18 protein-coding genes are annotated in these 19,743 nt (G+C 69.0%); 9 read left to right on the top strand and 9 right to left on the bottom strand.

Features of this window, described 5'->3' with window-relative positions; all coding sequences use genetic code 11:
• Positions 1 to 60 precede the first annotated feature (60 nt).
• Positions 61 to 2,613 (top strand): DEAD/DEAH box helicase, encoded by a 2,553-nt coding sequence (locus tag VYJ16_RS05535; protein ID WP_336349302.1) that lies wholly within the window; start codon positions 61 to 63, stop codon positions 2,611 to 2,613.
• A gap of 30 nt (positions 2,614 to 2,643) precedes the next feature.
• Here VYJ16_RS05535 and VYJ16_RS05530 read toward each other — a convergent pair whose 3' ends face one another.
• Complete coding sequence (locus VYJ16_RS05530) at positions 2,644 to 3,288, bottom strand: Sjogren's syndrome/scleroderma autoantigen 1 family protein (protein WP_336349301.1); 645 nt, start codon at positions 3,286 to 3,288, stop codon at positions 2,644 to 2,646.
• A 306-nt stretch (positions 3,289 to 3,594) separates the two neighbouring features.
• On the opposite strand from VYJ16_RS05530, the gene VYJ16_RS05525 reads away from it, so the two are divergent.
• The 3 genes from VYJ16_RS05525 (at position 3,595) to mdh (ending at position 8,955) form a co-directional block, all read left to right on the top strand.
• The gene (locus VYJ16_RS05525; RefSeq protein ID WP_336349300.1) at positions 3,595 to 6,912 is read left to right on the top strand and encodes a S8 family serine peptidase; all 3,318 of its coding nucleotides are present in this window, start codon (positions 3,595 to 3,597) and stop codon (positions 6,910 to 6,912) included.
• An 84-nt stretch (positions 6,913 to 6,996) separates the two neighbouring features.
• Positions 6,997 to 7,791 (top strand): cohesin domain-containing protein, encoded by a 795-nt coding sequence (locus tag VYJ16_RS05520; RefSeq protein ID WP_336349299.1) that lies wholly within the window; start codon positions 6,997 to 6,999, stop codon positions 7,789 to 7,791.
• A 249-nt stretch (positions 7,792 to 8,040) separates the two neighbouring features.
• Positions 8,041 to 8,955 (top strand): malate dehydrogenase, encoded by a 915-nt coding sequence (gene mdh, locus VYJ16_RS05515; RefSeq protein WP_336349298.1) that lies wholly within the window; start codon positions 8,041 to 8,043, stop codon positions 8,953 to 8,955.
• Positions 8,956 to 9,290: 335 nt separating this feature from the next.
• Here mdh and VYJ16_RS05510 read toward each other — a convergent pair whose 3' ends face one another.
• The 5 genes from VYJ16_RS05510 to larB form a co-directional block, all read right to left on the bottom strand.
• Positions 9,291 to 11,264, bottom strand: a complete 1,974-nt coding sequence (locus tag VYJ16_RS05510; RefSeq protein ID WP_336349297.1) for a bacterio-opsin activator domain-containing protein — start codon at positions 11,262 to 11,264, stop codon at positions 9,291 to 9,293.
• 97 nt (positions 11,265 to 11,361) lie between these two features.
• A complete protein-coding gene (locus tag VYJ16_RS05505) occupies positions 11,362 to 11,607 on the bottom strand; it encodes a ferredoxin (RefSeq protein ID WP_336349296.1) in 246 nt (81 codons plus the stop codon).
• Between the two features lie 59 nt (positions 11,608 to 11,666).
• On the bottom strand, positions 11,667 to 11,954 hold the full coding sequence (locus VYJ16_RS05500; RefSeq protein ID WP_336349295.1) for a GIY-YIG nuclease family protein: 288 nt from the start codon (positions 11,952 to 11,954) through the stop codon (positions 11,667 to 11,669).
• Between the two features lie 56 nt (positions 11,955 to 12,010).
• Complete coding sequence (locus VYJ16_RS22155) at positions 12,011 to 12,163, bottom strand: DUF7563 family protein (protein WP_418934291.1); 153 nt, start codon at positions 12,161 to 12,163, stop codon at positions 12,011 to 12,013.
• Between the two features lie 135 nt (positions 12,164 to 12,298).
• Positions 12,299 to 13,072, bottom strand: a complete 774-nt coding sequence (gene larB, locus VYJ16_RS05495; RefSeq protein WP_336349294.1) for a nickel pincer cofactor biosynthesis protein LarB — start codon at positions 13,070 to 13,072, stop codon at positions 12,299 to 12,301.
• A gap of 344 nt (positions 13,073 to 13,416) precedes the next feature.
• On the opposite strand from larB, the gene VYJ16_RS05490 reads away from it, so the two are divergent.
• A complete protein-coding gene (locus tag VYJ16_RS05490; protein WP_166039076.1) occupies positions 13,417 to 13,584 on the top strand; it encodes a DUF1931 family protein in 168 nt (55 codons plus the stop codon).
• Between the two features lie 210 nt (positions 13,585 to 13,794).
• On the opposite strand, the gene rpiA is transcribed toward VYJ16_RS05490, so the two are convergent.
• Entirely contained in the window at positions 13,795 to 14,529 is a 735-nt protein-coding gene (gene rpiA / locus VYJ16_RS05485; protein ID WP_336349293.1) for a ribose-5-phosphate isomerase RpiA, read from the bottom strand.
• A gap of 240 nt (positions 14,530 to 14,769) precedes the next feature.
• Between rpiA and VYJ16_RS05480 the strand changes: the two genes are divergently transcribed.
• The 3 genes from VYJ16_RS05480 (at position 14,770) to VYJ16_RS05470 (ending at position 17,049) form a co-directional block, all read left to right on the top strand.
• Positions 14,770 to 15,543, top strand: a complete 774-nt coding sequence (locus VYJ16_RS05480) for an ABC transporter ATP-binding protein (protein WP_336349667.1) — start codon at positions 14,770 to 14,772, stop codon at positions 15,541 to 15,543.
• A 20-nt stretch (positions 15,544 to 15,563) separates the two neighbouring features.
• On the top strand, positions 15,564 to 16,775 hold the full coding sequence (locus VYJ16_RS05475; protein ID WP_379762012.1) for an ABC transporter permease: 1,212 nt from the start codon (positions 15,564 to 15,566) through the stop codon (positions 16,773 to 16,775).
• Positions 16,776 to 16,878: 103 nt separating this feature from the next.
• Positions 16,879 to 17,049 (top strand): DUF8027 family protein, encoded by a 171-nt coding sequence (locus VYJ16_RS05470; protein WP_336349291.1) that lies wholly within the window; start codon positions 16,879 to 16,881, stop codon positions 17,047 to 17,049.
• A gap of 33 nt (positions 17,050 to 17,082) precedes the next feature.
• Here the strand turns inward: VYJ16_RS05470 and VYJ16_RS05465 are convergent, their stop codons facing one another.
• Positions 17,083 to 18,063, bottom strand: a complete 981-nt coding sequence (locus VYJ16_RS05465) for a cation diffusion facilitator family transporter (RefSeq protein ID WP_336349290.1) — start codon at positions 18,061 to 18,063, stop codon at positions 17,083 to 17,085.
• Between the two features lie 99 nt (positions 18,064 to 18,162).
• Positions 18,163 to 18,759: a hypothetical protein gene (locus VYJ16_RS05460; RefSeq protein ID WP_336349289.1), complete on the bottom strand. Its 597-nt coding sequence runs from the start codon at positions 18,757 to 18,759 to the stop codon at positions 18,163 to 18,165.
• 147 nt (positions 18,760 to 18,906) lie between these two features.
• Here VYJ16_RS05460 and VYJ16_RS05455 point away from each other — a divergent pair, with 147 nt between their 5' ends.
• Entirely contained in the window at positions 18,907 to 19,437 is a 531-nt protein-coding gene (locus tag VYJ16_RS05455; RefSeq protein WP_336349288.1) for a metallophosphoesterase, read from the top strand.
• The last annotated feature ends 306 nt before the right edge of the window (positions 19,438 to 19,743 follow it).

Here is a 19,743-nt window from a genome sequence, read left to right as displayed (position 1 = left end):
CTTTCACTTTCACCGTGCTCGGCGAACGCTTAACCGCGAGGCCGCTCAACGACGAGGTAGATGGCGACGACTGACGACGGCGACGTCGCGTACGTCGAACACGCCCTGCTGAATCCCGGGTTCATCGAGCGCCGGCTCTACCAGCTCCAGCTCGCGGGTGCGGCCGCGGACGCGCACACGCTCGTCTGCCTCCCGACGGGCCTGGGGAAGACGACGGTGAGTCTGCTCGTGACGGCGCGTCGACTCGACGAGGTCGGCGGCACCTCGCTGTTGCTCGCGCCGACGAAACCGCTCGTGAACCAGCACGCGGAGTTCTACCGGGAGGCGCTCTCGATACCCGACGACGACGTCGTGGTGTTCACGGGCGAGGTCAAGCCCGAGGACCGCGCCGAGCTCTGGGGCGAGGCGACCGTGGTGATCGCGACGCCGCAGGTCGTCGAGAACGACCTCGTCGGCTCGCGGATATCGCTCGCGGACGTGACGCACGTGACGTTCGACGAGTGCCACCGCGCGACCGGCGACTACGCGTACACGTACATCGCGGAGCGCTACCACGAGGACGCCAACGACCCGCTCGTGACGGGGATGAGTGCGTCCCCGGGTGGGAACGAAGAGGAGATCGCGGACGTCTGCGCGAACCTCGGCATCAGGCAGGTGGAGGTGATGACGGAGGAGGACGCGGACGTCGAGGAGTACACGCACGACACGGACGTCGAATGGGTGGAGGTCACGCTGCCCGAGGAGATCCTCGAGATCCGTGACGCGCTGAACGACGTCATCAGCGACCGACTCGAGGAGTTGAAGGAGCTCGGCGTGGTGAACACGACGCAGCCGGACCTCTCGGAGAAGGTCGTCAATCGCATGAGTGCGGAGTTACGGAAGCTGATGGACAACGACCAGAGCGAGGGGTATCAGGGGATGAGTTTCCTCGCGGAGATCCGGAAGCTCCGGACGGCGGTCACGTACGTCGAAACGCAGAGCGTGGAGAGCCTGCGGCGGTACTTCGAGCGCCAGGAGAACGCGGCGCGGTCCTCGGGGGCGTCGAAGGCGAGTCAGCGGATGATAAGCGAGGCGAAGGTCCAGGAGGCGATGCGGCGCGCCCGCGAGTACGACGACCTCCACCCGAAGTACGCGCAAGCCAGGCGGCTGCTGGCGGAGACGCTCGGCTTGGAGGGCGGGGAGCGCGTCATCGTCTTCACGGAGTCCCGGGACACTGCGGAGGCGCTCACGGACTTCCTGTCGGACGGGTTCGACGTCCGGCGGTTCGTCGGGCAGGGCGACAAGGAGGGGTCCGACGGGATGACGCAGAACGAACAGCAGGAGGTGCTGGACGACTTCCGCGCCGGCGAGTTCGAGGTCCTCGTCTCGACGAGCGTTGCGGAGGAGGGCTTGGACGTGCCGGAGGTCGACCTCGTGTTGTTCTACGAGCCGGTGCCGACCGCGATCCGCTCCATCCAGCGGAAGGGCCGCACTGGCCGGCAGGCTGAGGGTCGCGTCGTGGTGTTGATGGCGGAGGACACGCGCGACGAAGCGTACTTCTGGATCAGCAAGCGACGAGAGCGCGAGATGGAGAGCGAACTCCGCGAGTTGAAGGCGAGCGTGGACGACCTCGCGGAGGAACTCGACGACTCGCAGGCCTCTCTGGACGCGTTCGAGGACGGTACCGACCAGGGCGATCAGTCGGCGAGCGACGGGCCGACGAGCGAACCGGCCGCGAGCGACGGCGGTTCGAGCGGCACCGCTGGCGGTGACGGCGACGGGCAACCTGGCCTCCAGGACTTCGCCGGCAGCGACGCGGACGCCGGCGGCGACAGCGAGGAGATGGACGACGGAGCCGACGAAGCCGCGGACGACGGCGTGGACGACGCCGCCGACAGTGGCGACGAGGCAGCGGTCGCTGCCGACGCGGGGAGCGAACCGGTCGAGCGCGCGCAACCGGACGCGGACGGCACGGTCGAGGTGGTGGTCGACCAGCGCGAGATGGATTCGACGATCCCGCGCGAACTCTCGAAGCGCGACGGCGTCACGACTCGCCTGGAGACGCTGTCGGTCGGCGACTACGTGCTCTCGGACCGCGTGGTCGTCGAACGCAAGTCAGTGGACGACTTCCTGGACACGCTCACGGGCGGCGACCGGTCGATGTTCGAGCAGCTCGGTGACGCGACCAGGCACTACTCGCGGCCCGTGGTCGTCGTCGAGGGCGAGGGGAGCCTGTACGGGCGACGGCAGGTGCACCCGAACGCGATCCGGGGTGCGCTCGCGTCGCTCGCGGTCGACTTCGGCGTGAGCGTCCTGCGGACGCAGAGCGAGGCGGATACGATGGAACTCCTGTCGGTGATCGCGGAACGCGAACAGGAGGTCGACGGTCGCGAGGTGAGCGTGCACGGCGAGAAGGCGTCGAAGACGCTCACCGAGCAACAGGAGTACGTCGTCTCCTCGATCGCGGACGTCGGGCCGGTGACGGCGCGGTCACTGTTGGAGCACTTCTCGACCGTGGAGGCAGTGATGACGGCTCGCCAAGAGGACCTGGAGGAGGTCGCGGGCGTCGGTGCGGTGACGGCCGAACGCGTCCGAGAGGTCGTCGGGAGCGAGTACGACCCGGGCCGCGACTGAGGGGGGTCTCGACTGCGGTCGCGTCCGCGGTCAGTGTGCGTCGCCGCGGAGCGTGCGGAGCGTGTCGGTGGCGTCGCGGACGACGGCGAGGTACTCGCGAGCGCGCTCGGGGTCGTCGGTGTCGGCGGCGGCGGCCGCGAACCGTTCGACGGTCGCTTGGACGTTCGCGACTGCGTTCTCGTCGGTCGGTGCGGCGTCGGTGGGCGGTGTGGTGTCGCGACGCCGTGCGGAGTCGTCTCCTGCTCGTGGTTCTGCGCCGGGAGCGGTGGCTGACTGTGGGGCGGCCGTGGTCGTCGGGTCGGCGTCAACGTTGGTTCGGGTCCCGTCTTGAGGTTGCGCGTTCGCGTCCTGGGGTTGCGCGTTCGCTGTCGTGGCCGTGTCGTCCTGTTGGCCCGTGCTCGCGTTCGCTGTCGTGGCCGTGTCGTCCTGTTGTCCCGTGCTCGCGTTCGCTGTCGTGGCGGCGTCGTCCTGTACCTGGTTGCTGCACGTGGGGCAGAACTCCTGGCCGTCGTACCGGAAGATCGGGTCGCCGCAGGTGCCGCAGTGGGCGTTCGTCATCGTGGCGCCCTTGAGGAGCAACTCGCTCATGTGTTGGGTCGCCTCGCGGTCCTCTCGTTCGGCCTCGTACTTCTCCTTGAGGCGCTGACGTTCGGCTTCCTTGTCGAAGTCGCTCATGTGCGTTGGGACGCGGTCGGCGGCGAAAAGCGTGGCGTTCGGGCTACAGGTCGGGCGGTTCGCTGGAGGTTGCCGGGGTTCGCTTCGAGGTTCGTCTTTGGAAAGTTTCACTTCTCAGGTTCGCGTGGTATGGGACGGTGTTTCTTCCGTCTGTACCGGCGCTGTCCTGCAGTTCCGACCCATTACACCAACTCAATACATACTTTCCAAATATTAAAGCAGTGACTTACTTACCAAATATTTAAGTTGAACTTACAAGAAACAATAGTACGCACTGACGAACTCGGTGCGGGAACGATACGACTCATGACAAGCAACCGTACGCGGTTCCTCTCGGTACTGTTCGTCTGCATCATGTCGCTATCCATGGTCGCACCCGTCGTCTCGGCGGGTTCGGCCACGGTCGCGACAGATGCCGCGAACCCCGAGCTCGGAACCGTCGACACAGCCGAACCGGTAGACAAGATACATCCCTCCCTCCAAGACGCCGAGGGAACGAAACAGGTCATCGTGCGCCTCGACGACGCCGAGGTCGCCGCGAGCCAGAGCGGGACCGAAGTGGTCTCCACGCTCAAGCGACAGGCCGCGAGCACGCAGGACTCGCTCGTCCAGTTCGCCGCCCAGCGCGAGGGCGTCACCGTCGAGAACACGTTCTGGATCACGAACGCCGTCCTGCTCGAGGTCGACACCGACTCCGTCGCCCTCGGCGAGATCGCTCGCATGAGCGGCGTCAGCGAGCTGCACGCGAACTTCGAGGTCCAGCGCCCCGACCCGCGTCGCGGCGCGTCGACGGCCAGCGCGAGCACGACCAACGACTACAACACCACGTACGGTCTCGACCACGTCAACGCGACCGAGGTCTGGGACGCGTACGACACGCAAGGTGAGGGCGTGAAGGTCGCAGTCCTCGACACTGGCGTCGACGCCAGCCACCAGGACATCGACCTCTACACCGAGAACGCCTCGGACCCGACGTACCCCGGTGGGTGGGCCGAGTTCAACGGTAGCGGTGCCGTCATCCCCGGGAGCGAGCCGTACGACTCCAACGGACACGGCACGCACACGTCCGGGACCGTCGCAGGCGGTGACGCCAGCGGCGAGCACATTGGCGTTGCGCCCGGCGCGACGCTCATCCACGGCGGCGTCCTGACCGAGAACGGCGGGACGTTCGCCGCCATCCTCGGTGGCATGCAGTGGGCCGTCGAGGAGGACGCTGACGTCATGAGCATGAGTCTCGGCTGCATCGTCGGCGAGACCGCGTGCTACACGGAAGCGACCATCGAACCGATTCAGAACGCGGAAGCGGCCGGCACCATCGTCATCGCGTCCGCGGGCAACGACGGGCAGGGCTTCAGTAGCTCGCCCGGGAACGTCTACGACGCGGTCTCGATCGGTGCGTCCGACGTGAACTACGACATCGCGTCGTTCTCCAGCGGGATGGTCGTGAACACGACCGAGGCCTGGGGCTCGGCCGCACCCGAGCACTGGCCGAGCGAGTACGTCGTGCCGGACGTCTCCGCGCCCGGCGTGGCGGTGAAGAGTTCGGTCCCCGGCGACTCCTACTCGGAGTACTCCGGCACGTCGATGGCAGCCCCGCACGTCGCGGGTATCGTCGCGCTCATGGAGTCCGTTGCGGGCGAAGACGAACTGTCGAACGACGAGATCCGGACGGCGCTCCGCGAGAGCGCCTGGAAGCCGGCTGACGCCCCCGACCAGAAGGACGTCCGCTACGGCGAGGGTATCGTCGACGCGAAGGCAGCGGTCGACTTCGCCGTCCTCGAACAGGGCGTCGAGGGGACCGTCACGGGCCCGAACGGGACGCCCATCGAGGGTGCGACGGTGTCGCTCTCGGGTGCCGGGAGTGCGACGACGAACGCCAGCGGGGCGTACAGTATCGTCGCGCAGAACGGCACGTACGACCTCACCGTGAACGCGTTCGGCTACGAGTCGACGACGACCACGGTGACGGTCGACGGCGACTACGTCACGAAGGACGTGTCGCTGTCGCCGACGCTCGACGTGTCGCTCGTCGACGGGCAGCGTACCATCGCTGAAGGTGGCGAGAACGTCACCGTCACCGTCGACGCTGCGAACCTCCAGACGTACACGGCGGAGCTCGCTGACGGGTACAGCACGGACGACGCGACGCTGTACCTCGAGGGCACGCAGATCCAGTGGGGCGAGGAGCTCGACTTCGGTGAGCCCACCTCCGGTACCGCGACGCTGACCATCCAGACGGCGCCGGGGACGAGCGGGAACGTCTCCGTCGTGCACACGTTCGGTGGACTCGGCGAGAGCGTGCAGGTCACGACTGGTCCGACCGCGGTGTTCGAGGAAGTGACCGAGGTCGGTGTCGTCGAGGACGCCGGCTCGCAGGGCGAGGCGGTGCAGTCGACGCTCGACGAGATGCTGCCGGCGTCGTACCGGACGACGGTCCTGGACAGCGAGACGGCGACGCAGTACGCGGACGCGTTCGACGCGTTCGTCGTGCAGAACCTCGCCTCCGGGAACGCGGACGCGTTCACGGCGGCGACTGCGAACGATTCGACCGGTGTCGTCTACCTCGACAACTGGGGTGGCGAGGCCAACGGGATTCCGGCGCGTTCGAGCGCGCTCGGTGACCCCGCGAACACGGACTTCGCGTACGGTGACGGGAACGTCTCGTACGCGGTGACGGAGACGCACCCGATCCTCGCTGGCGTTGCGACGCCCGGCGAGAACGTCCAGGTGCATACGGCGACGGGGTTCAACGACCACTCGTGGTTCAACGGGACCGATGCGACGGTGCTCGCGGACCTCGAGACGGCTGACGCTGGCGTGAAGGGCGTCGGCCTGGCGGTCGACGAGTCGCGTCGCGACGTGCTCGCGTCCACGCTCGGTCGCGAGACGTACGTCGAGGACCCGCAGTTCACGCAGGCTGCGGACCAGATCCTCGCGAACGCCGTCCAGTGGGCGGCCGGTGAGGGCGTCGATTCGTCCGCGGGGACGCTCGACGTGAACGAGCAGGTCGTCGACCCCGGTACGGACGCGACCGTGACGGTGAACGCGAGCGGCGTCGAGGACGTCGCTGGCTACCAGGCGAAGTTGACGTTCGACCCGCAGAAGCTCGAGGTTGCGAACGTCTCCGGTGTCGACTTCGCTGACCCGGTCGTGCGTGTCGACAACGAGGACGGTGTCGTCTACATGGCCCAGGCGCAGGCCAGTGGCGTGAACTCGCCGTCGCTCGTCGAGGTCGAGTTCGACGTGCTGATGGACGATTACAACGAGTCCGCGACCGTCGAGTGGGCGGTCGAGGAGTCGCTCGTCTCGGACTCCGGTGGGAACGCGCCGTCGGTGGACTTCTCGAACGGTGGCGTCGAGACGCCGCCGTGCGCGCCCGGTGACGTGAACCAGGACGGGTCCGTGACGGTGCAGGACGCGACGCTCGTCCAGCAGTACATCGTCGGGCAGGAGCCCGCGAACTTCGTCCCGTCGTGCGCCGACATGAACGGTGACGGTGACGTGACGTCGGCCGACGTGACCCTCATCCTCGAGGAGATCGTCGGTGAGGACGACGATTCGGGGACGCCCTCGGTCGTCGCTGTCTCGGACGTCGCTTCGCCGATGCCGTTCGTCGCGGCCTGAGTCGACGGAACGACAACCCGGTTTCTTTTTTCGAGACGGTAGACGGATACGTTTATCTCGTTTGAGACGAAACCACGTGTACGGATGTCATCGAACGTGACACGTCACGCAGCCGTCTTGTTCGTGGTCGGGCTCGCGCTCGCCGGTGCGGTCGCGCCGGTTGCGGTCGCGACGACCGGCGCTGCCGGAGCCGGAGTCGACGCCGGTGTGGGCGCGACCGGGGAGACCGACGCCGAAGCGACGCTCTCGGTCGGGAGTGCGAGTGCGCCGGCCGGTGAGACGGTGACGGTCCCGATAGCGGTCGACGGTACTGGCATCGCGGGCTATCAGGCGAACTTGACGTGGGACGAGTCCGTCCTGCGTCTCGAGTCGGTGTCTGGCGCGGATTTCTCGAAGCCCGTGACCAACGGCGGCCCTGGCTGGGTGTTCATGACGCAGTCCCAGTCCGACGGCGTGGATTCGCCGACGGTCGCGACGGTCACCTTCACCGTCGTGGGCGACGCGGGCGACGAGGCGGCGCTCTCGTTCGTCGCTCGGGACTCGTCGGTGAACAACGAGTCCGCGCAGCTGGAGACGGCGCTCGAGTCGGGCGCGGTCGCGGTCGGCGAGTCCGCGACGGTCTCGGAGGATTCGGTCGCGACGACGACGGACGGGACGACGAGTCGGGGAACGGCGACCGGTGACTCGGCGACGACCGTCGCGGCGACGACCGATGGCGACGACGGGACGACGACCTCGCAGGGTGTTGACGCGGACGGCGACGATGGCGGGCCGTCGCCGCTGCTCCTCGTCGCCGGTCTCCTCGGTGCGAGTGGCGTCCTCGGCGTCGGCTACTTCCTCGGACAGCGCGGCGGTGGCGGCGGTGACAGCGGGGAGTGAGCGCGTGGGCGGCGGTGACGGCGGGGAGTGAGCGCGTGGGCGGCAGTGACGGCGGGGGGTGAGCGCGTGGGCGGCGGTGACGGCGGGGGGTGAGCGCGTGGGCGGCGGTGACGGCGGGGGGTGAGCGCGTGGGCGGCGGTGGCGCCGAGGAAGCGGCGCGTGGACGCCACTGGTGGTGGCGAGTGCCGGTATCCAGTTTCTGCGGACTTCGACACGATTAACTCCCCTCCGCGGGCAGTTCCGGGTGTTATGACGAAAGTCAGCGTTGTCGGCGCGGCCGGCACGGTCGGTGCCGCAGCAGGGTACAATCTCGCACTTCGAGACGTCGTGGACGACCTCGTGTTCGTGGACATCCCGGACCAGGAGGACGTCACGATCGGGCAGGCTGCGGACGCCAACCACGGCGTCGCGTACGACTCGAACACGACCGTCCGACAGGGCACGTACGCGGATACGGCAGGTTCGGACGTCGTCGTCATCACGGCCGGTATCCCGCGTCAGCCCGGGCAGACGCGTATCGACCTGGCGGGCGACAACGCGCCCATCATGGAGGACATCCAGTCGAGTCTCGACGAGCACAACGACGACTACGTGTCGGTGACGACGTCGAACCCCGTCGACCTCCTGAACCGGCACCTCTACGAGGCCGGTGACCGCGACCGCAACCAGGTCATCGGGTTCGGTGGCCGTCTCGATTCGGCGCGCTTCCGGTACGTCCTGAGCGAGCGCTTCGACACGCAGGTCCAGAACGTCGACGCGACGATCCTCGGCGAGCACGGCGACGCGCAGGTCCCCGTGTTCTCGAAGGTCCGCGTCGACGGCCGCGACCCGAGTTTCGGTGGGGACGAGAAGGAGGAGATCCTCGACGACCTGAAGCAGTCCGCGATGAACGTCATCGAGCGGAAGGGCGCGACCGAGTGGGGGCCCGCGACGGGCGTCGCACACATGGTCGAGGCCATCCTGAACGACACCGGCGAGGTCCTGCCCGCGAGCGTGAAGCTCCAGGGCGAGTTCGGGCACGACGACGTCGCGCTCGGCGTTCCGGTGAAGCTCGGTGCGAACGGCGTCGAAGAGGTCGTGGAGTGGGATCTGTCGGCGTACGAGCGCGAGCAGCTCGGTGAGGCGGTCGACAAGCTCAGCGAGCAGTACGACGAGATAGCGTAAGCAGTTCTTTCGGTTCGGGCGGTTTCGGTCCGCGGTCGGTTCGGTCGAACGGTCCCTGGTGGCTGCTTCCTCGACGGCTACGCGCCAGTCCGGGGACTGGCGTCGGTCGGGTGATGGGTTCGTTCGTCACCACTCGCGGTGGTCGTGGTCGGTGCTGCGGTCGTCCACGAGCGCGTCGGGGACGGACGCGTCGAGGAGTCGTGCCCATTCCTCGATGTGAGTGCGTCGCTCTGTTCCTCCCATGTCGGTAGGTACCGTGTACGCCGGAGAGATTAACTCTTACGCCGCTTCCAGACGTGTCGGCTGGTTGTCCACTCGACGTGCTGGTGTCGTCGTCAGGGTCGGTCGAAGAACTCGCCGACGAGTTTGCGTTCGGCGGCGCGGAGGTGCTGGTGGTACGTCGACCGCGCGATACCCATCGATTCCGCGAGGTCGTCGCCGCTCGTCGGGCGCGGCCACTCGAAGAACTCGCCGAAGTACGCACGGCGAAGGGCAGTGAGCTGGCGGTCCGTGAGCTGGGATTCGAGGCTCGCGATGAACTCCTGTTTCGTGGAGGCGCTGCGTTCGCGCTCGCGGTACGCGGTCAGTTCGACGTCGTCGTACTCGGCTTCGACGTGGTCGACGAGCGACCGCGCGTTCGCGTCCCGCGGCAGCTCCACCTCGACGGTCGCGTTCGTCGGCGACGCGGTTATCTCGCGGATGTCCGCCCCGTAGTCCGCGAGCGTCGACAGCAGGCCGGCGTTCTCGACCTCGAACTCGACGAGACAGGCGCCGTCGTTCGCGGTGATGACGGTGACGTCGACGACGCCGTCGACGTCCGCGGCCGCCGCTTCGAGCGCGTCCGGGTCGTCCGTCTCGGCCGTGAAGAACAACCCGAGGCGGTCGTCGTCGCGATGCATCGACCCGGCGTAGGTCAGGGAGACGCCGGCGGTCTCGGCGACGCGCACGAAGAACGCGTCGCGGTTCCGGACCGCGAACGACAGCGAGACGATGTCGTCGGCGGTGAGCGTCCGTCGCGTCTCCACCGCGGAGATGGCGGTGCCGGCCATCCGTCCGAGCGCGTTCAGGATGGCGACCTCGCGCTCGTCGAGCGCGGTGGCGTCGTCGACGTACGCGCAGAACACGCCGTACTTCGCGTCGCGATGCGAGAGCGGGACGATGGCGACGGTCGCGAACGCGTCGTCGACGAGCGCTTCGTGCCACTCGCGGTCCGGGAGGTCCGCGACGTCGACGACCTGCGTCTCCCCGGACGCGATCGCCTCGTTCACGGGGCCGTCGCCGCCGAGGAGGTCCAGTGGGTCGCCGTCGGCGATGCCGCCCGCGATGGCGCTCGGCGCGATGGACTTGTCCGCGAGGTCGGATTCGCCGACCCACGCACACGTGTAGGGCTCGTTGTCGACGACGAGGTCGCACATCGCGGTCTCGACGCTCTCGCGAGTGGTCGCCTCGACGAGCGCCTGTCCGGCGTCCTTGAGGAGGCCGTCGATGCGTTCGAGGACGTGCTGGAGGTTCTCGCGTTCGGCGGCGAGTTCGGCGGCGCGGCGTTCCGCGACGCGTTCGGCGTTCACGCGCTCGGTGATGTCGGTCTGGAACCCGACGAAGTGCGTGACGTCGCCGGTCGCGTCGCGGACGGGCGCGATGTCGACGCGGTTCCAGAACTTCTCGCCGTCTTTCGTGTAGTTCGCGAGCTCGGTCGTCACGCTCGTCTCGGCGTTGATGGCGGCGCGCATCTCGCCGATGGATTCGGGGTCGGAGTCGTCGCCCTGGAGGAACCGACAGTTCCGGCCCATCGCGTACTCGCGGTCGTAGCCGGTGAGTTCCTCGAACGCGTCGTTCGCGTAGATGAGCGGGAGTTCGGGGTCGCGGGCGTCGGCGATGGTGATGCCGACGGGCGCCTCGTCGAGCGCGCGTTCCTTGAGGAGGCCGGTCGGGTCGCGGTCCGCGTCGATGGCGCGAGCGACCGCGGTCCGGAGGCGGTCGCGCCAGTCGTCGACGCGGCGGACGTACGCGGAGACGTCGTGCGCGACGGCGCGTTCGGCGAGCGCCTCGTCGCCGTCGGCTGTCAGGAGCACGAACGGGACGTCGCCGTGGACGTCGCGGACGTGCGTGAGGAGCTCCAGCGCGCTGCTGTCGTCGAGGTCGCGTTCGCAGACCACGCAGTCGATCGGGTCGTCGCCGAGCGCCGTCAGTGCGGCGTCCGCGGCGTCGAGGGTCCGGGTCTCGCGCTCGGGGGTCGCGAGCGCGTCCGCGGTCTCGGTGGCTCGAGTCGCGTCCGCGTCCACGACGAGCACCCGGGAACGTGTCGTCATACCATAGGCTACGACTCCAGTGGTATAGAAGTACGGCCTCCGAACCCTCACCTGTTAGGTGCGTTGCGTAAATACGGCCGGTGGTGGCTCGACGTTGTCAGGGGACGAGCTGGTCGCCGTCGTCGTCGTAGACGGTGATGGCCTCGACGGGACAGGCGCGTGCCGCGAACTTCGCGTCCAGCTCGGCGTCGGCGGGGACCTCGCGGACGAACACGCCGTCCTCGCGTTCCTCGGCGTCGGCGAGTACGGCCTTCCCGGCGTCCTCGTCGCGCTCGAAGGCGTCCCACTCGGCGACGCACTGGAACATCCCGATGCAGGTGTCGTAGTCGTACTCGACGCGCATACGCCGCTGGTTCGGGGACGGCGGGGAAAACCCTGACGCCCGCGCGTCCACCGCTGGAGTCACTCCGCGTCCGCGGTCGCGTCCGAGGGCGCGTCGCCGCGGTCGCTCGCGACGAGGCGCTCCTTGCGCGCTCGCGAGAACGTCTTCACCTCGTGTTCGCGGGACATCGCGGCCGACCGCGAGTCGTACGTCTCCACGTGGACGAGCGACACCGGCGTTCGGCCGCGCGTGTACTTCGCGCCGTCGCCGGCGTCGTGCTCGTCGACGCGTCGCTCGACGTCGGTGGTGTAGCCCGTGTAGTACGTCCCGTCCGCGCACTCGAGGACGTACACGTAGTGGTCGCTCACGGAGGGCGGTACTCGGTGGTCGCTGAAAGAGGCTTCGCGTGGTGGTTCGCACGCGGTCAGGAATCTGGCCTCGCGCGGCGCCGGGACTCCTCGGCGATTCCTGCGTTCGCCGAACAGTTCACGCACGCCAGGATTCGCCCGTGTTCGTCCGCGAACACGCGTGCGAATCGTTCCGAGACGTGGGCGCCGCAGTTGTCACAGTCTGGCATGGTGGGGGGACCGGCGTGATTCGGGTGCCGGTACCTCCCCGTTGGCGATATACGTATAAATACAGCTGGAATCGCAAGACGACGTTGGGAATCGGGAAAAGATTCTTGTCTAAAGCCGTGATATGGTACGGGGTCTCACGTGTTCCCGTCGCGTGCGGCGCCGACGCGCCTGGCGACGAGCGCCGCCTGGGCGCCCGCGACGAACCCGGCGTCGACGTTCACGACCGACAGGACGGTGCAGGACTGCAGCATTCCCGAAAGCGCCGCCTCGCCCTCGCCGCCGTGTCCGTAGCCGGTCGAGACCGGGAGGCCGACGACCGGCGCGGAGACGAGGCCGGCGACGACCGTCGGCAGCGCGCCCTCGCGGCCGGCGGCGACGACGAGCGCGTCCGCGTCGTCGAGCGTCTCGCGAGCGTCGAGGACGCGAGCGATGCTCGCCACGCCGACGTCGTGGACGGTGTCGACGGTCGCGCCCATCTCGCGAGCGACCACGGCGGCCTCCTCGGCGGCCGCGGCGTCACCGGTACCACCGGAGACGACCGCGACGGTCGCCGGGACGTCCGGGGCGTCGAACCCGGGTGCGTGCGCGACGACGAACCCCGAGCGGTCGTGGACGGTGACGTCGGCTTCGGGGTGGTCGGCGGCGAGACGCTCGCGGACAGCCGTCGCGGCGGCGTCGCTCGCCCGTGTGACCAGCGCACGCCCAGTGGTCTCCACGGCCGCGGCCGCGAGCGTCGCGACCTCCTCGGGCGTCTTCTCGTCGGCGAGCACGGCCTCGGGGACGCCACGGCGCTGCTCGCGGGCCGCGTCGAATCGGCCGTCGTCGGTCGTCGCGTACCCGCGCAGTTCCGCTTCGGCGGCCGCCGGCGACAGGTCGCCGTCGGCCACCCGCTCCAGTACGTCGCGCATGCTCGCCCCTCAGTCGCGGACGCACTCGTATCCGTCGACGCATCGGTCGGTGACGCACTCGTATCCGTCGACGCATCGGTAGCAGATGCATCACGTAGCGGTCGGTGTCTCGATCGCTGACGCGCACGTGGGTGGTCCGCGTTCGCCCGAGAATCGGCGCGCGCGCCACTGCGAACGCCCGCTGCGAGCGACCGTCGACGACGGTTCCGCGGCCCGAACCGACGCACGAATGAGTACCTTTCGGTTCGTGGTGGGTGCTGTCACCCCTGTAGACGCGCTCTCGCGCCCGTCTGACGGCTCTAACTGGAAACTATTATAAAGGGGGCATGGGAATGGCCGCTTGTATGGCAGACCTCATCGTCAAGGCAGCCGTGAAGGAACAGCTCGAGGGTAAGAACGTTGCGTCCGACTTCTACGACGCACTCGACGAGGAAGTCGAGGAGCTCCTCGAGGACGCCGCCCGTCGCGCCGAGGCAAACGACCGAAAGACGGTCCAGCCGCGCGACCTCTAAACCCGGTCCCAACCGACTTCTGAACCGGCGGTGACCGCGGTGGTCGCCGCTTCTTCCACGACCGACCAGCCACAGCGCTCGGTCGGTCGCTGCGTTCGAACAGCGAACAGCCACAGCGCTCGGTCGATTCGCATCGAGAGGTGACCAGCGGCAGCGCTCGGTCGGTTCGGTCGGGTCGGTCGACGCGGTCGAGCGAGCGCGTGCCGTGCGCTACGAGCGCTCGCTCGCGAGGTCGTGGACGTCGACGCCGTCGTCGGTGCCGACGTGGACGGTGTCGGCGAGGTCGACGAACAGGCCGTGTTCGACGACGCCCGGGGTCGTCGAGAGCGCGGTCGCGAGCGCGCGCGGGTCGTCGACGGCGTCGAACGTGCAGTCGAGGACGAGGTTCCCGTTGTCGGTGACGACCGGGCCGTCCTTGCGGTCGGCGCGCCGGAGGCTGGGGTCGCCGCCGCGGTCGCGGACGGCGTCGGCGACGACGGTGCGCGCGGCCGGCAGGACCTCCACCGGGACCGGCACGGACACGGAGGCGGCGAGCTTCGACGGGTCGGCGACGACGTGGAACGCGTCCGCGGCCGCGTCCACGAGCTTCTCGCGGGCGTGCGCCGCCCCGCCGCCCTTGACGAGGACGCTGGAGGCGGCTCCCGTCTCGTCGTCGCTGTGGACGCCGACGACCTGGTCGGCGCCGTCGATGGCGACGTCGACGCCGTCGACCGCGTCCAGGTCCGCGAGCGGGACGCCGACCTCGCGGGCGAGTTCGCGCGACGCGAACGACGTCGGGACGCCGACGACGTCCAGGCCGGCGTCGACGCGCTCGCCGAGTTCCCGGATGGCGTGCGCGGCGGTCGACCCGGTTCCGAGCCCGACGACCGCGCCGTCATCGACTCGCGCGGCGGCGCGCTCGCCGGCTCGACGCTTCTGGTCCTCGCTTCCGCCGGACTGCTTCATGCCCGAGACGCTCGCGGCCCCGGCAGGTAGGCGCTTCGGTCGCTCGCTGGCCGTCCCGGCGCGCGCCGATGGGGCCTAGCGCGTGCCGAGAGGGCTTCGTCGGGTGCGGTATTGATACGTCCGGACGCCCTCGTTCGAGTCGTGACTGGAGGACCTCCAGGTGGAGAGGACGCCGTTGCGTCCTCGACCACCGACGCAGACGACGGCGGCGAGCGCGGTGACGACGCCGCGGTCGAACTCGTGGACGCCCGGAAGACGTACCAGCTCGGCGAGCCCGTGCACGCACTCGACGGCGTGTCCGTCGACGTCCCACGTGGCTCGTACACGGCCGTCATGGGGCCGTCGGGGTCCGGGAAGTCGACGCTCATGAACCTCGTCGGGTGCCTGGACACGCCGACGTCCGGGTCGGTGTTCGTCGACGGGGCGGACGTCGGCGCGATGAACGACCGGGAGCGAACGCGCGTCCGCGGCGAGAAGGTCGGGTTCGTGTTCCAGACGTTCAACCTCATGCCGCGGCTGACGGCCGTGGAGAACGTCGCCCTCCCGCTCGTCTTCCGTGGCGTCTCGAAGGACGAACGCCACGAGCGCGCGGCGAGCATCCTCGAGCGCGTCGGCCTCGGCGACCGTCTCGAGCACGCACCGAACGAGCTCTCGGGCGGGCAACGCCAGCGCGTCGCGATCGCTCGCGCGCTCGTGAACGACCCGGCGCTGTTGCTCGCGGACGAGCCGACGGGGAACCTCGACTCGGAGACGGGCGCGAACATCCTCGACCTGTTCGACGAACTCAAAGCGGAGGGGAACACGCTCGTCATGGTGACTCACGAGCGCGACGTCGCCGAGCGCGCCGACCGCATCATCCACCTGCTCGACGGCAAGATCGAGCGAATCGAAGCGGTCGGTGACCTCGAAGGCCGCCAGCACGACGACGAGTCGGCGGCGAGCGAACGCGAGGGCGCTCGCGGCGACGGCGGTGCGGGCGGTCGCGACGCCGACGTCGGCGGTGATGGGTCGTGAAGGCGGGGACGACGGTAACGATGGCGTGGCGCGCCATCCGCGCGCACAAGCTCCGGTCGACGCTGACGACCCTGGGTGTGGTCATCGGCGTCGCCGCGGTCCTGACGTTCGTCATCCTCGGCGCGAGCCTGCAGGCGGGCGTCATCGGCGACGTGAGTCCGGACGACCGCGAGAACGTCTACGGGTGGGCGTCGCCGCCGGACACGAACGGCGGGCCGGGTGCGGGCGCACAGCCCGTGTTCACGCCCCGCGACCTCGCGCAGATAGAGAGCGAGCCCGCGGTCCGGGCAGCCTATGGCTTCCAGCCGATACCGACGCAGACCATCTCGTCCGGGAACGAGACGGTGCCGCGCGGGAGCGGCGTGTACGCGACCGGGCCGGCGTACGTCGACCGCGAGGACGTCGCGGAGGGCCGCCAGTTCCGGATGGGTGAACGCGAAGCCGTCATCAATCCCGCCGCAGCGGCGTTGTTCGAGGAGAACCTCACGGTCGGCGACCGCATCGAGATACAGGTACCTGTCGTCGGGAGCGTGAACGCGACCGTCGTCGGCATCACCGAAGACGCCGAGTCCCGGAGTCCGTTCGAGGGATTCAATCCGGAACCGCGCGTGTACCTCCCGACGGACCCGTACGTGACCGACGTGACGCAAGCCGACCGGACGCGGTTCTCGCTCGTCGTCGTCGAGGCGACGGACCGCGGGAGCGTCGACGACGCCCGGAGCCAGGCGCTCGCGTACCTGAACAGCTCCGAGAGCGACGCCTCCGGGTTCGGCGACGAGGACCTCGTGTACAACTTCCAGACGAGCCTCGAACTCCTCGACCAGTTCCAGGAGCTGTTCAGCGTCCTCCAGAACTTCGTCGTCGGCGTCGCCGCCATCTCGCTGCTCGTCGGCTCCATCGGCATCGCGAACATCATGCTCGTCTCCGTCACCGAACGCACCCGCGAGATCGGCATCATGAAAGCGGTCGGCGCGCAGCGCCGGGACATCCTCCAGTTGTTCATCGTCGAAGCGATGGTGCTCGGCGTCGTCGGCGCCATCCTCGGGCTCGCGCTCGGGCTCGTCGCCGGGTTCGGCGTCGCGGAACTCGTCGGGTTCGAGGAACTCGTCGTCCCCTGGGAGTGGGGCGCCATCGCGGTCGTCGTCGGCATCGCCGTCGGCGTCCTCGCCGGCCTCTACCCGGCGTACAACGCCTCGAAGACCGACCCGATAGACGCGCTCCGGTACGAGTGAGCCCAGGGCGACCGAGCAGCGGCCCATCCCCGGTCTGGTTCGTCGCCGCGACGCTGCCGGTCCCGGGCCTAGAGATAAGACGACTCGCGTGCTACCTTCTACCATGGTCATCCCTGGTTACGACCTCGACGACCTCGACGAGAACCTCCGCGAACGCATCGACGAGAAGAAGCTCGACGACGTCCTCGACGACGAGGACCGCGCGCGACTCGACGCCGGCGAGAGCCTGCTCGACGTCCTCGACGACGACGACCTCGACCGCGTCACAGCCTGACCGCGAGCGCCCGCCCGACTCGGTACCGGGCCGTCAGTCGTCCGCCGCCTGGCCCTCGGTGCCACCGAGGACGCGCGGCTCGATGTACACCGTCTTCACCGACGACTCCATCGTCTTCAGCTTCGACTCGATGTCGGTGATGGCGTCGTCGATCGCCTCGGTGTCCATGTCGCTCCGGAACGCGACGTCCGCGGTGACGACGAGCTTCTGCGGGCCGAAGAACACCGTCCGGAAGTCCGCGACGTTCTCCACGCCCTCCCACTCCGCGACGACGTCACGCAGCGGGCTCTCGGCGTCCTCCGGCAGACTCTCCCCGAGGATGAGGCGCTTGTTCTCCCACGCCAGCAGTATCGCGAACCCCATGAGGAGGAGGCCGATGATGAACGCGGACGACGCGTCGTAGATCGGGTTCCCGGTCGTCCGGGAGAGGTAGACGCCCAGCAGCGCGATACCGGCGCCGGCGCCCGCGATGGTGTCCTCCGTGAGCGCGGTGAGCGTCGTGATGTCGCTGGACTTCCGGAACGCCTCGCGGACGGACGTCCACCCGTTGCGCTCCATCTGCTTCCTGATGGCCTTGTACGCCTTCGCGAACGCCCACGCTTCGAAGATGACCGCACCGATGAGGACGGTGTAGTTCACCCACACGCTCGGGATCGACACCTCGACCACGGGGAGAAGGACCGAGGACGCGTCCACGGGCTCGGGGTGGTTGATGGCGTGCCAGCCGTGCTTCGCGGACTCCCAGCCGGCGATACCGAACAGCATCACGGAGACGAGGAACGCGTAGAAGAACTGCGCCTTCCCGTACCCGAAGGGGTGACTACGGGAGGCGTCCTTCCCGCCGTACTTGATGCCGACGAGGAGGAACACCTGATTCCCGGTGTCGGATATCGAGTGATACACTTCCGAGAGCATCGCGGGACTGCCCGTCAGCAGGTAGCCGACGAACTTCATGACCGCGATGGCTCCGTTCGCGATGAGGGCCGCGAGGACGACGCTGGTACTGGAGGCCATCTGTTATCGTTCTTTCACGCACTCTCGGGTGCAAAAGTAGTTTCCGTATCGCCGCGGCGGCCCGCTACCCGCCTCCCAGCCGACGCCGCGGCGGCCCGTTCAGGCGGGCACGTACGTCCAGACGTCGTCGTCGCCGTCGGTCGGCGCGGTGACGCCGGGGAGCGTGCGGAGGCGTGGTCGCACGCACTCCCACCACTTCTGGCGGTCGTCGTAGCCGGCGCTGTGCGGGCCGTAGACGGCGTCGATGATGCCGGCGTCGGTCGCCGCGCCGTGCTCGGCGAGGTACTCCCACGCGTTCCGGATAGCGTCGCGACGCCAGTCCTGCATCATCTCGCTCACGCCGGGGACGTCGAGGTCGGCGATGGCGTCCTCGACCGCGTCGGTCCGGTCGGCGTCCGGCGTGCCGGACGCGAGCCGTTCGACGTGCGCGGTCGCGGGCAGGTACCAGACGCGTAATGTCGCCGCGCCGGACTGCAGTTGTTTCGTCGCGAGGTCGCCGTCGGCGACGAGCGCGTCGAGCGCGTCCGCCGCGCGCTCTCGCTCGACGCCGGTCTCGTCGACGACCTCGGGGAGCGTGCGTGGTGCGGCGTCGACGAACGCGGCCGACACCGCGTCGCGGTCGACGACCGCCGGCCGCTCCGGGTGGTCGTCGCCGGCGGGTGTCGTCGCGTCGTCGCGTTCGCGCTCCTGGGACATGCGCCCGAGTTAGTGACGCGCCCACATGGTCCTTTCCCACTCGACGCCACCGCGTCGGCTCGAGACCGACCGTCGGTCGGCCCGGTCGGGTGCCACTGCGTCGGGGCGTGCCGAAAGACACGACCCCCGCCGGTTCGAACGACGCGTATGCTCGTCGTCGTCTCGGACTCGCACCGCGAGACCGGTACCGGACTGGAGGGGCGGACGCTCGACGCCGTCCGCGAGGCGGACGTGGTCGCGCACGCCGGGGACTTCGTCACCGAGGACGCCCTGGACGCGTTCCATGACGCCGCCTCGCGACTGCACGCCGTGCACGGGAACGCCGACCGGCCCGCGGTGAAAGAGCGCTTGCCGACCGCGCGGTCGTTCTCGTACGCGGACGTATCGGTCGCGATGACGCACCGCCAGCGCGGCGGCGGGATGGGTCTGGCGCTGTTCGGACGGGAGCGCGACGCGGACCTCGTCGTCTCCGGGCACACGCACCGACCCCGGGTCGCGGACGCGGACGGCCTGACGCTCCTGAACCCGGGGAGTCACGCGGACCCGCGCGGGAACCGACCCGGGCACGCGGAACTCGAACCGACCGATGGCGGGCTCGAGGGTCGACTCGTGTCGCCGGACGGAACCGTCGCGGAGACCTTCCACGTTCCCACGGACGAACGTGGGGACGCGCGGTAGGCTGGGCGTGCAGAAGGTCGGGCGCGCAGGAGGTTGGGCGTGCAGTAGGTCGGGCGCATGGGAGTCGCACCCGCGTCGCTCCACGGCCGTGGCGGAGCGTAATCGGTCGCCGAACACAGAGACGGACCGCAGGAAGGGTAGGGGTTGGTGGAGGTGGGCGTTCGGTCAGGGGGGCCGCTGCGTCAACGGGGATGGGTGGGGGATGGCGTCAGCGGGACGGCGTGCGACGCGTCGTCGCACGCCACGTGGGTGGGTGGGGGGTGGAGGGTGGGCGTCAGCGTGACGCCCGGGACGCACCTGTACGTA

The sequence above is a fragment of the Halorubellus litoreus genome (genome assembly GCF_037081675.1).
Lineage (GTDB): Archaea > Halobacteriota > Halobacteria > Halobacteriales > Natrialbaceae > Halorubellus > Halorubellus litoreus.
This window is presented reverse-complemented; position numbering and strand designations above follow the sequence as displayed.